This is a genomic window from Vibrio sp. 1069 (assembly GCF_033340555.1).
On record NZ_JAWOWP010000003.1, the window covers coordinates 293,606 to 305,276 of the forward strand.

General features: G+C 44.5%; 13 protein-coding genes. 5 read left to right on the plus strand and 8 right to left on the minus strand.

Annotation, left to right across the window (positions count from 1 at the left end):
* Nucleotides 1–87: 87 nt before the first annotated feature.
* On the minus strand, nucleotides 88–657 hold the full coding sequence (locus tag R7040_RS07335) for an imm11 family protein (protein ID WP_064355010.1): 570 nt from the start codon (nucleotides 655–657) through the stop codon (nucleotides 88–90).
* A gap of 11 nt (nucleotides 658–668) precedes the next feature.
* The gene (locus R7040_RS07340; RefSeq protein WP_198039125.1) at nucleotides 669–1,274 is read right to left on the minus strand and encodes an AHH domain-containing protein; all 606 of its coding nucleotides are present in this window, start codon (nucleotides 1,272–1,274) and stop codon (nucleotides 669–671) included.
* Between the two features lie 319 nt (nucleotides 1,275–1,593).
* Between R7040_RS07340 and R7040_RS07345 the strand changes: the two genes are divergently transcribed.
* Entirely contained in the window at nucleotides 1,594–2,013 is a 420-nt protein-coding gene (locus R7040_RS07345) for a VOC family protein (protein WP_005374615.1), read from the plus strand.
* A gap of 79 nt (nucleotides 2,014–2,092) precedes the next feature.
* Here the strand turns inward: R7040_RS07345 and R7040_RS07350 are convergent, their stop codons facing one another.
* Both R7040_RS07350 and R7040_RS07355 read right to left on the minus strand, forming a co-directional pair.
* Nucleotides 2,093–2,632 carry a CAP domain-containing protein gene (locus R7040_RS07350; protein WP_213895992.1) on the minus strand — a complete coding sequence of 180 codons (540 nt, stop codon included), beginning with the start codon at nucleotides 2,630–2,632 and terminating at the stop codon, nucleotides 2,093–2,095.
* A 127-nt stretch (nucleotides 2,633–2,759) separates the two neighbouring features.
* On the minus strand, nucleotides 2,760–3,716 hold the full coding sequence (locus R7040_RS07355; protein ID WP_017820076.1) for a LysR family transcriptional regulator: 957 nt from the start codon (nucleotides 3,714–3,716) through the stop codon (nucleotides 2,760–2,762).
* A 126-nt stretch (nucleotides 3,717–3,842) separates the two neighbouring features.
* On the opposite strand from R7040_RS07355, the gene R7040_RS07360 reads away from it, so the two are divergent.
* The 3 genes from R7040_RS07360 to R7040_RS07370 all read left to right on the plus strand — a co-directional run bounded on the left by R7040_RS07360 (nucleotide 3,843) and on the right by R7040_RS07370 (nucleotide 6,042).
* A complete protein-coding gene (locus R7040_RS07360) occupies nucleotides 3,843–4,529 on the plus strand; it encodes a DJ-1/PfpI family protein (RefSeq protein WP_005374612.1) in 687 nt (228 codons plus the stop codon).
* Between the two features lie 120 nt (nucleotides 4,530–4,649).
* A complete protein-coding gene (locus R7040_RS07365) occupies nucleotides 4,650–5,180 on the plus strand; it encodes a sigma-70 family RNA polymerase sigma factor (RefSeq protein WP_256913744.1) in 531 nt (176 codons plus the stop codon).
* A 166-nt stretch (nucleotides 5,181–5,346) separates the two neighbouring features.
* Complete coding sequence (locus R7040_RS07370; RefSeq protein ID WP_005383527.1) at nucleotides 5,347–6,042, plus strand: VC0807 family protein; 696 nt, start codon at nucleotides 5,347–5,349, stop codon at nucleotides 6,040–6,042.
* A gap of 73 nt (nucleotides 6,043–6,115) precedes the next feature.
* Here the strand turns inward: R7040_RS07370 and R7040_RS07375 are convergent, their stop codons facing one another.
* Both R7040_RS07375 and R7040_RS07380 read right to left on the minus strand, forming a co-directional pair.
* A complete protein-coding gene (locus tag R7040_RS07375) occupies nucleotides 6,116–7,108 on the minus strand; it encodes a zinc-dependent alcohol dehydrogenase family protein (protein WP_318081162.1) in 993 nt (330 codons plus the stop codon).
* Between the two features lie 88 nt (nucleotides 7,109–7,196).
* Entirely contained in the window at nucleotides 7,197–8,012 is an 816-nt protein-coding gene (locus R7040_RS07380; RefSeq protein ID WP_054575376.1) for an AraC family transcriptional regulator, read from the minus strand.
* 111 nt (nucleotides 8,013–8,123) lie between these two features.
* On the opposite strand from R7040_RS07380, the gene R7040_RS07385 reads away from it, so the two are divergent.
* On the plus strand, nucleotides 8,124–8,816 hold the full coding sequence (locus R7040_RS07385) for an MOSC domain-containing protein (RefSeq protein WP_054575375.1): 693 nt from the start codon (nucleotides 8,124–8,126) through the stop codon (nucleotides 8,814–8,816).
* A gap of 66 nt (nucleotides 8,817–8,882) precedes the next feature.
* On the opposite strand, the gene R7040_RS07390 is transcribed toward R7040_RS07385, so the two are convergent.
* Nucleotides 8,883–10,121, minus strand: a complete 1,239-nt coding sequence (locus tag R7040_RS07390) for a DEAD/DEAH box helicase (RefSeq protein WP_054575374.1) — start codon at nucleotides 10,119–10,121, stop codon at nucleotides 8,883–8,885.
* Nucleotides 10,122–10,385: 264 nt separating this feature from the next.
* On the minus strand, nucleotides 10,386–11,387 hold the full coding sequence (locus tag R7040_RS07395) for an arginine deiminase-related protein (RefSeq protein WP_213967523.1): 1,002 nt from the start codon (nucleotides 11,385–11,387) through the stop codon (nucleotides 10,386–10,388).
* Nucleotides 11,388–11,671 lie beyond the last annotated feature (284 nt).

The following is an 11,671-nucleotide window of genomic DNA, read 5'->3' on the forward strand; positions in this document are numbered from 1 at the left end:
TGGGGGGGGGGGGAAACAAATTATTACTAGAAATAACAGAGTAAAATAAAGCTGCCGAAATACACTTAGGGTGAAACATTGCGGGCTTTAACTCGTTTCTACTGCTTCAAATATCAGACCTTTTAGCTGACAACGATGGTAAATTTCATACAAACCACCTAATTCATCATTGCAGTAAACACCGCTTCCGTTATTTTCAATCCTGAACAAGCCTCCGGATTTGATTGATTTACTACTCAACACTAATTTTTTAAACCGCTTTACACGACTTGGCTTACCATTAGCTCTTACATTTAACACAGTGCGATCCTTATCAATGGCATCGCAAGTTTTGAGTATGTTTATAGCATACCAACGCTCGCCAGCGACGCGTAATGGCAAAAACTCACAACTGGAATCAAGAGCTTCGTTTATTTGATTATATGCGGACTCAGAACAAGCAAACTCGCCTGCACGCCAGATTGCAAAATCAGGTTTTGTTGTAAGCATGTGGTTATCACTCACCCACTCCAAATCAATAATCATCCAAGCATCAGCGACACGCTCACCACATAACTCCCGCAAATCGCCATCCGAGTATTGTATAGAAATCTCTAGTTGAGTTTCTTGTAAAAAAGGGAAATTCTCAACATCATGATTTAGTTTAAAAACTTTCATCTTTTGCTTACTTAAATCAAACGGTTAACTGGGAAGTCCCCATCATGTAACATTTCTCCGACTTCACGCAAGGTATCAATGATACCAGTACGACCAAGTCCTTCTGCGATCGTATCTCGAAGGAGAGAGTCCACGTTGAGATAATAAACCATAGTATGTGTTTGGCTATGAGCTACTTTTGTTGGAATGCCATCATGAGGTATATGACACCTGAAACGAGGTAGCCAAACACCGTTCGCCTCATGGTCAATATCTATTCCCCATGCAGCTAAACGCAATCTCGAACGAGAGCAGGCCGCGCTTTTATCATCAAACCAAGGAACTATATGGTGAGCACAAGTATTGCTAGGCTTTGGTCCTCGATTTGCCGAAAGCATGTTTTTGGCTAAGTTTTGACTATGTCTCTTGTGATGTTCCCACCGTATATGTCTACTCAGCAGCAAATCATCCTTACTTATATTTCCTTTTCTAAACTTTACAGCGTCAATTACTCGTCCTGCATAGTGAATCGCAAAGGCTTGAGCCTGCTGTTTAGCCAAACTAGGGTTACCTGTCGAATTAAGCAAATCAATCTCTAACTCTTTAATCGACACACATTTTTCTTTCACACCACTCACAAACAAACCCTTTGCAATAAAATAAGTGTAAAAAATAAACTATGAATCTAGTTGTTAAAATGCTTATTAGTAAGTCTACAAAAGCAGTCTAATATTCTTGAAAATGACAGTATTATATATTTCCATCTATAAACTAACTATTTTCAAACTGTCCGTTATACGCAACCTGTTGACTCCTACTCTAAAGCCATCCACATCCCGAACTCTAAGTTAAATACGGGGTCACCCTAAAAAATTTTAAAAAAGCCCTTTACCTCAACTTAACTTGAGGTTTTAGCATATTCATCGTTGGCTAGAAAATGACAAAAAGGAGCACATCATGATCCAACTAGAACATATTAACTTAGTCGTGAAAGATATCCCTGAAATGCTGAAGTTTTACCAAACTGCATTTCCACATTGGTACGTGCGTGATGAAGGTAAAGGCGAATGGAGTGGCAAACCAAGAAACTGGCTACATTTTGGCGACGAGTATCAATACATAGCCATGAGTGACCACGGCGAAGGAGAAAACCGCGAGTTGAGCGGGCACCAAGTTGGGCTAGCGCATTTTGCTTATGTGACCAACAACGTCGATGCAATCATCAAAAGACTAACCGATGCAGGTTATCCGATTGCCCAACCTGGTGCTGATGAACCATATCGCAAAAATGTGTATTTTGTTGACCCTGCAGGTTTTGAGATTGAATTTGTTGAATACCTGGCGGATGACCCAAAACTTCGTAACCTGACAAGCTAAAAGAGATGTAAATAATAAAACGCCAGCAGATAGTGACTGCTGGCGTTTTATTTTTTATCTATCGGGCTTCTTTATCGCATTAGCGCTGTTTGGCAAAAACCTGAGTCCAGTAATACCCGTAACGTGCAGAGTGATTTTCGACAAGCGACGCGCCCATCTGATCAAAATCCGCACTCATGATATTAAGGCAGTGACCTTCACTCGATAACCAAGCATTCACGACGGCGTTAATGGTGCTTTGCCCTACGGCGACATTCTCACCAATGGCGCTCCAAGCATAACCCGTTGCGTTAACTCGATCTGACATTTTGCTGCCATCAGAGCCTGTGTGGCTCATGAAATCGCTGTTCGCCATATCGCTTGAATGTCGATAAGCGGCGCTTTCCAAATCGTAGCTCCAAGTCAGGGCCCCTACAGGTGGCATGGTGGTTGCGCCACACTGTTGTGTAGTAGAGCGGGCGCTGTTGACCGCTGCAAGCATCTGCTCGGCAAATGTGCCTTGTGACGATGTGGAACCTGTGTTTTGTGAGCCGCTTTCTGCTAGGGCTGACGACTCCCCATCGCCGCCACATGCGCTGAGAAGTAGGGCCAAAGCAGGCACTAAGATCTTAGTTGGCATTGTCTTTCCTTTATGAGTGACGAAGAGCAAACTGCGCTTTTCGATAATAACGACCAATAAACTAACAAAAACCAATAAAAGCACCATATAGCTTAGGGGGTTTTAACCAAAGACTCACATGAAGTTTTCAATCGCCTTGGTTCGGTCGATAAATCGGCAACGTTTCAGCCCAAGTATGGAATGGCGTTTCATCCATATCCTGTATTGCTTGAGTGATAAAATCGATGAACACCCTCACTCGGGCAGGCACATATTCCCGGTTGGCATAGAGAAGATACACGCCATTTCCTGCTTGGCGCATGCTCGGAAATATCGGCACTAAACGCCCCGCTTTAAGCCAGTCTCTCGCGATAAAATGAGGGATCTGAGTTAATCCTAAGCCTTCTGCGCAAAGCTCTGCCATGGATTCACCGTCATTTACAATATAGTTTCTTTCGGGGTCATATTCACTCGCACCGTCTGGTTCTGGCATCCGAATCGGCAACAGTTTCCCCGTTTGTTTAAAACGAAAACGAACCCAAGAATGGTCATTGAATACATCCGGGCCACTCGGAACACCATGGCGCGCTAAGTAATCCTGACTGGCACAAATGATAAAATCGATAGGGCTCAGCTGACGCACAATCAATTGACTATCGTGAACGACACCAGAGCGAATCGACACATCAATACCTTGCTCAATAATATCAACGTAGGCGTCATCGTAATGAATATCGATAGTGATGTTAGGGTAGCGGCGACAAAACTCTTTTAATAAAGGACGAATATAGAGGCGACCGTACGAGACTGGCACATTAATCTTAAGCTGCCCTGAAAGCGCATCATTGTGACTTTTTAATGAATCCTCACATGCCGCCAGCTCCTCCAGTACAAACCTAGCAGTATTTGCGTACCTACGACCAGCTTCTGTCAGGCGGCTCTGTCGCGTAGAACGTTGAAAAAGCTGTATACCCAAATCGCTTTCAAGACGATGTATGGCTTTACTCACGGTCGAAGGGTCAGTGCCATACACTTTGGCAGCCGCAGCAAAACTACCGCCATCTAAAGTGGCAATAAAAAATCGTAGGGACCGTATCTTATCCATATAACCAATGAACTCTATTCATGAATTTTATTCACTTTAGTAAAGACCAAGTGGCTCTTCAATCACTAATTAGCCTAAATATAATGAACCTCAATAACTTGATGCTCTGTTAGCGAGGAAAAAACCATGGGTAAAAACGGATTGAAGAATGCACTACAACTATTGATAGCAACACTAGTCCTATTCTTTGGGGTGCTTCAAACAGCACATGCCGCAGATAAACGAATTGGTATTCTGGTTTACGATGGCGTACTGACCTCTGATGTTACTGCGCCTTTAGAGGTCTTTGGCGTCGCAAGTCGTCTCACTTGGTTTAGTGATTATGACGTGCTCACCATTTCCGTCTCAGATCAGAAAACCATCACCACTGAAGAAGGATTAAAAATTGGTGTGGATGCTTGGATTGGTGATCTGCCGGAACTCGACGTATTGGTTTTAACATCCAGCTATGACATGGATGCACTAATCGAAAATAAAGATCTCATTCACTTTATTAAAACGACATCAAAGGCGGCAGATTGGATGGCAAGTAATTGCTCTGGCGCGTATTTGTTAGCCGAAGCTGGCCTTTTAAACGGCAAAAAAGCAACAACTTGGGCCGGAGGTGAAAACGGCTTTCAAAGAGATTACCCAGCAGTCAAAGTACAAGTCGACCAGAATTTTGTCATTGATGATGGCGTTATCACTTCGAACGGTAGTCTAGTTAGCTATCAAGCTGCTCTTAAGCTACTTCACCTTATGACTTCAGAGTCTAAAGCTCAGGAAGTCGCAGATGCCATCCAGTACTCACGCTTTTCCAACCAACCATTTTAAGCGTGTAAGAAAAAAATCAGAGTCACCCTTCGATATTTGGAAGGTTAACTCTTCGAATTTGTCTTCCTAATCGAACAACCCTTTTTATCACTGTAAAAGCGATAAAAAGGGTTGTCGTTCATCTGGCAGACACAACGTGCTCTCCAAACTTTTTATCTTAATGCTATGGAAAAACATAAACGTTACGAAGCACTGACGAAAGAGCGATACCAAGAGATCTACCGTCTCGCGTATTGGTTATGCAAAGATCACCACCTTGCTCAAGATTTAGCGCAAGAAACCTTTCTGAAAGCGTGGCGATTCTTTGATAAATTAAATGACCCCAACGCCGCGAAGTCTTGGCTCATTACTATTTTGCGTCGTGAGAATGCTCGGCGCTTTGATAGAAAACAGTACGATTTTGTCGACATTGATGAGTGCGCAATACAGACAAAAACCTACCCTGGCAGTGACTACGACATGGCCCAAGATTGGCTTCAAAAACAAATGATGATTCTCGAACCCAAATACCGAGAGCCGTTGCTCTTGAGCTTAGTGGCTGGGTTGAATCATGATGAAATTGCCCAAGCCTTGAGGCTCAACCACAACACAGTGGCGACTCGATTATTCAGAGCGCGTAATCAGATCATCGCACAGAAGGAGAGTCATTAAGACACAAAAAGTAGTCAATCATGTAAACTAACTGGCTATGCTCCGGTCTATTTCATAAGTCGTTACACAACTCGACGCTTTAACGCTTTACATCAAGCGCGACTAGATGAACACTTCTTGTCAAAGTACAATAACAGCCGACATAGAGTAGAGTCAGTAAAACATTATGAGTAACACGACGGCGAAAAAGCCGAATCCCTTATTTGAAATCCTTTTCAACGTATTTATCCCTTCCTTCATTTTGATGAAGTTTAGTGGCGATGAGCATCTAGGGACAGCAATGGCGCTGGTTGTCGCTTTGCTATTTCCTATCATTTATGGCGGTATGGACCTTGTCCGTAACAAGAAATTTAACTTTATTTCTGCTCTGGGCTTTATCAGTGTTCTACTAACTGGTGGCATCGGCTTGTTAGAGCTTGATACACGCTGGTTAGCACTAAAAGAAGCCCTGATTCCTGGCCTGATCGGTTTAGCGGTTTTGGGTTCAACGTTTACCCGCTACCCGCTGATGCAGAAGTTAGTACTGAATGACACTGTGTTGAACCTCGCGTTGATTAACCAACGTTTAAAAGAAAATGGTAAAACCGATGCGTTCGAACGTTGCCTTATGTCTTCTAACTACCTGTTTGCAAGTACTTTTGCGTTCTCATCTGCAATGAACTACTTCCTTGCGACTTGGATTGTGACTAGCCCTTCTGGTACTGCTGCCTTTAACGAAGAGTTAGGAAAAATGACGCTGTACAGTTACCCAATGATTGCCATCCCAAGTATGTTGATGATGTTCGGTATTTTTTATTACATTTGGCGTCAAGTACGTGCGATGACATCTCTCGAAACAGAGCAAATCTTCCATCTAAAATAGCCCAATCATTACAAGTAAACCCATAAAAAAGGGAGGATTTTATCCTCCCTTTTCTCAACAGGCTCACTGTAATTCACAGCGTCAAAATGATTTTTCCTGACACTGCTGACGAGCGTCGCTCAACCATTTCAATCGCTGTTTGAAAGTCCTCTAACGGCAGATCATATGCAACGTTTAACTTTATGTCGCTGCTAATAAAATGTTCTAACATTTCAGCGAACACCGTCTTTCTCCCGCCTTTACCTACCGATTCTTCCCAATACCGCAAAAAGAATGTACTAAAGTCGATGTTGTTGGCCTTCATCGATTCAAAAAACTCAGGCGTATAAGGCGTTAACGACAATGTTCCGTAGTTGATGTATTGGCCGTTTTCTTTCAAGGTACGAATGAGATCCGTGCCAGCCTCACCACCTATCGCGTCCAGAGCGACCGTTGGTTGTGGCAGTTGGCGCGTTTGCAGCTGCGCTAGTAAGTCTTTCTTCGCGTCCAACACTGGAATGGTATCGTACGGATACTCGTCTCGCTTTGAGGTCACAGCAATCAGTGCAAAACCCAGTGAATGGGCGAGCTGGGCAAATATCTTACCGATCGCTGACCCTGCTGCATTGATGATCACCACATCGTCTTTGTTCAACTTAGCTACTTTAGTGGTGATCACCCACGCGGTTAGCGCGTTGATGTACAACTGGCAGGCATAGCCGTTATCCAAACTTTCAGGTAACGGAAAAAGATTCTCGGGCGAAGCATCGATGTAGTATTGCCAAGTCCCACTCATCGCCACCAACACTTTTTGCCCAACTTGAAAGCCAGTTTGACCAACAGCACTGACTTCCACCACACGCCCAACCGCTTCAAACCCCGGCACGCGAGGTGGTACGTGAACGCGGCGGTATTGCCCAACACCATGAATGGAAAGCAAGTCACTTGGGTTAATATTGGTGGCTTCCAGTCGCACCCGAACCTTGCCCTGAGCAAGCGGTTTGAGGGGCTCTTTTTCCAACGACAGCGACGTTTTGGGTTGACCAAAACAGAATTGATTCACTCGAGTATTTATCGTTGGTGCCATTGTTATTCATACCATGTAATTGAAATTCAAGAAGGAAGTTTCGTAACTTCTACTCAAAAGCATTAAGTGAAGTCGAAACTCTGTACTTCTACCTGCGCGATGCGCCGTTCACTCTAAACTGTTGTGGCGTCATATCAAAATAGGCTTTAAATGCTTTGATGTAGGATGAGTCGTTTTGATAACCCACTAGGTCTGCAATGGCTTGGATTGACAACGATTCATCTAACAAAGAAAGCGAGTAAATTAGCCGAATTTGTTGCCGCCAAAGTAGAAATGAAGTGTTGAATTCCTTGGCGAACAGCCGTGATAAAGTACGCTCAGACGCCCCAATTTTCTCCCCCCACTCTTTTAGCGAACAGCTCAACGCTGGCTCGTCAGTCAGTCGCTCGAAAATCAGTTTTAGTCGTCTGTCTTGTGGCAGCAATAACTGAAATGTCTGCACGTTGCGTTTCAAAATTTGATCATGCAGCACCGCCAGCAAATGCAGCACTTCTTCGTGGCTTGTCTCACCTTCACACTGTCTGCGGATCTCTTGTAAAAGCTCATTTAAAAACGACGTTAAAGCAATGGTTCTCACTTGTGGCTCGTACGTTGCGCCAAACTCAGGGTTGAGGTAAATACCAACAAATATCGTGTTGCTTAGAGCAATCGACTCGTGTTGAACACCCGCAGGAACAAATAACGCAGAGGTGTGCGGAACCAAATGCTGATAATGCTCCGTTTGTGTTTGCAATAACCCTTTGATAGGAAAGATGATTTGATGCCAAGTGTGTTGATGCAGCGCATCAATGTAACCTTTTGGCATGTCGATGGTTTTCACCAAAACAGGAGAATGGGGATTCGCGTCCATCATCTTATTGGAGGTGACGACGCCTGACTTCGAATCAATTTGGCGAGTTAGCATTGTTAGTTGTCTTTTCATCCCTACACCGACACAAGTTTACTAGGCTATCATGCTCCGCATCGCGAATGAAGGTAAACACTTTATCTCTCATTCAAATAATAAGGAGGTTACATGAAGAAAATCGGCGTCGTAAAAGCAGTGCTAGCAGGGAAAACCGTCCCTTATGCTCATGGTGCGCAAAGCGCAATCAACAAACAAGTGCTGCCTGAGCGCCAGCATGCAACAGAGCTCGGTTTTATCAGTGATGAGCAAGGTGATCCGCGCTTTCATGGTGGCATTCAAAAAGCGCTTCATATTTACCCAAGCGAACACTACCCAATCTGGCAACAAGAATTAGGCGAAAGACCAATTTTCCAATCCGCCGGCGGCTTTGGCGAAAACATCAGCTCCGAAAGCGTCACCGAATCCACGATTTGCTTGAAAGATAAAATTCGCATCGGCTCAACACTACTGGAAGTGTCGCAAGGTCGCATGCCTTGTTGGAAACTTAACGTACGCTTTGACCAACACGACATGGCGAGAAGACTGCAAGATACGCTTCGAACAGGCTGGTATTTCCGAGTGCTGGAAGAAGGCGATATCGGTGCAGGTGACGAGATTATTCTGTGCGAAAGACCTTATCCAGAATGGCCATTGGCTCGTATCATGGGTGCGGTTTTCACTGGCTGTTTAGATAGAAAAGAACTCACTAAGCTGTCTGAGCTGCCGTTAGTCGAGTCTTGGGGCAAGCTGGTCGAGCGCCGCCTAGAAACCGGCGAAGTTGAAGATTGGGAAATGCGCTTGGTTGGCCCAACTGTGAGTTAACACCCCAAAGTAAAATTTTAAGCCACGCTCTGAACCAACTATGCCGCCAGAGCGTGTTTTTTTGGTTTACTTCGCACTCGGGGCTGGGCGTTTCGACTTACCTTGGAACTGCTTAATGCTCTTCTTAGCATGAGTTCGGCGGTTGGCTTTTTTATCGCGTGGCGCGCGTTTGCTCTCGCCAGTTGATGGCTTATCCGTTACTGGAAAACCAACCAGATCTTGCACTAGCAATGCACGTTGAGTCAGGTGACGAATCGCGTTTAGTGCGTCCATTTCACCATGACAAACCAATGACACCGCCACACCTTGTTCGCCTGCGCGAGCGGTACGTCCTACTCGGTGAACATAAGTTTCTGCATGCATTGGCAGTTCAAAGTTGATCACTACAGGTAATTGCTCAATGTGAATGCCGCGCGCTAGTAGATCAGTGGCAATCAACACCTGAATTTGCCCAGATTTAAACTGCGCCAGTGCTTCTTCTCGCTCTGCTTGGCTCTTGTCACCATGCAGTGCATTGGTTGAGATGCCCGCTTTGTTTAGCTTTTTCGCTAAGCCATCAGCATTCTCTTTCGCACCAATAAAGACTAACGCCTGAGTCCACGCGTTTTTTTGAATCAGTTCAATCAATGCCTTGGTTTTACTGCCTTTATTGACCATGTACAACGTTTCAACGATGTCTTGATTCGTGCTGTTTTCTTGATGCGCTGCAACTTGCTTTGGTGCCTGCATAAGCAGCTTCGCTTTACCCTTCAAATCATCTGAAAACGTCGCCGAGAACATTGCGGTTTGACGCTGGTTTGAAATCAGCCCCGCAATATTTTGCACGTCAGGCCAAAAGCCCATATCCAACAGACGATCGGCCTCATCCAACACTAGGTAATGGATATTGCTTAAGTCTAAACCGTTGTTTGCCAGATCAACCAAACGACCTGTCGTCGCGACAAGGATATGAGGATTTGTCGCTAGCGCCTGCTGTTGTTGCTCTTTATCAACGCCGCCACACAAACACACTGCGTTGAGTTCAAGAACTTGACCAACTTGGTTAATTGCTTCACTCACTTGCATTGCCAGCTCACGAGTTGGCACAAGAATCAGCGCTTTTTGCTCTGGATTGACACCCAGCTTTTCCAACAAAGGCAAACCATAAGCAAGGGTTTTGCCGCTGCCTGTATTTGCCAAAGCCAATAGATCTTGACCAGCCAACAGCTCAGGAATGGCCAACGCTTGAATATCGGTCGGTTTCTTGAAGTCTTTTGGCAGTGCGTGAATCAGCTCAGAACTCAATGAGAGAGTAGAAAATGGCATTAGCGAAACCTTGTACTTTTGGTTGAAGAGGCAATAAAAACAATGAAGATGCGGTAAAACGCAGGCGCGGACTTTACCACAATCTGTTAGGTGAACCATCCTATTTTAGGCGCTTAAACCAAGCGGCGCCGATGCAAATCTTCAGAAAACAAAAAAGCGCAAAAAAGCCGTTAGTCTGTACTGCCACAGAGCTAACGGCTAAAAACCCTTGAAGAGAACGCTTCGTCAGCCTTTCACTGCGGCTGAAAAGAAATGTGCAGTTTATTAAAGCACAGCTTTACGATTCGGTAAGAACACTTCACCCAACATGCAACGAACCGAACCACCACCAATAGATTCTATGGTAGAAACGTCGAATGGCAGCAATTTACCGTGCGTTGCCAATTGCTTTCTTTGTGCTGGTGAGAATGCATCATACGCCGATTGCGACATCGCAATCACCTTGTCGCCGTTGATCGTTTCCAGTTGCAGAATGTTACCGCAGAACTGGTTCATCTGATCAAGCGAAATTGAGATGACTTGCTTGTCTTTGGCGAGTGACTTCATTACAAAACGACGCTCAAATTCTGGGATCACTTCGTCACAAATCACGCAAAACTGTTCGCCAACCGCCATCATCACATTGGTGTGATAAATCGGCGCACCAGACGGCAAACGAGTTTGGAAAGAAATCACTCGTTCATAGCCAATACGATCGGCGTAATCTTCTAAAACCAGACGATCACAACGTTGTGAAAGTGCGGCGTAGACCGTTTTATTTAAGTGGTCAAAGACCATCACACCCGTGCTTTCTAAATACGCTTGCTCATCAAGATATTCAGTTAGGCTGCTACGTCGATGAACTTCTCGCCCAGCTTGCGCTAGTGCCGCCACAAGCGCATCAGGACGCACTTCTTTTTGACGGTTTTCACAGGCCATTGGAAAGGTGTACAACGTGCCATCTGGCGTAGTGCTAAACCAGTTGTTTGGAAATACCGCATCTGGCGTCGCAACATCTGAAGCTGGATAATCAAACTCAACAACTTGAACGCCCTCTTGACGCAGCGTTGCTACCATACTCGCGAACTCGGCCATCACTCTACGCGAGACTTCTTCTTGGCTGAGTGACACTTTATGTTGGAACTCATTATCTTGTGCGGTTTCTTCATTAAAACGAAACTCTTTCGGTGGCACCATCACTACGCAGTTTGCGGTTTGGCGCTGAGCACTTTGCGTGCTTTCTTCTTTCCCATTAGCAAATTGGGTCACTGATTCGTGTAATAGCATCCAATACATTCCTTATCACTAGAATGAGGAGATTGTAAATTTATTGTTAACTTCAGTTTTACTGTTTTCACAATTAATTTAATTATCTAGAAGTAATTTTCACTGAACTTAGCTTATTTCTCCCGAAATTTTATTGTCACTATGAAGGTTTAAGGTTTTATGGCATCGCGATGAACATGCGAAGAATTCATCATAAGAATCAGAACCATAGACAACCACACCCATAACCAACTAGTTACATTTAAAACATAATCGGTTAGACTATTTTTTCGCCCCTCTCGTCA